The following is a 320-nucleotide window of genomic DNA, read 5'->3' on the forward strand; positions in this document are numbered from 1 at the left end:
GCGGCGTCGCACATGTACAAGGCCCTCAAGCAGACCCGTCGCCTGCTCAAGCGCGAGGCCGAGGCGGCTGCCGACCGCGCCGTCATCGAGGCCACGGCGACCGGTTCGGCGATGCGGATCGACGACGAGACCGCCGGGATCCCGCTGGTCTCGACCGCGAAGGGAGCCTTCGCGGGCGAGCTGCTGAAGGCGCGCGGCTGCTACATCTGCAAGCAGGACTTCACCCTGGTCGACGCGTTCTACCACTGGCTCTGCCCCGAGTGCGCGGCCATGAGCCACGCCAAGCGCGACCAGCGCACCGACCTCACCGGCAAGCGCGC

General features: G+C 70.6%; 1 pseudogene. It reads left to right on the forward strand.

What is annotated here, in order from left to right:
* Positions 1–12: 12 nt before the first annotated feature.
* Positions 13–320, forward strand: a pseudogene (locus ACOADB_RS17550) (short-chain dehydrogenase); the annotation flags it as partial.

The sequence above is a fragment of the Nocardioides sp. CPCC 206348 genome, from assembly GCF_048654705.1.
Classification (GTDB): Bacteria; Actinomycetota; Actinomycetes; order Propionibacteriales; family Nocardioidaceae; genus Nocardioides.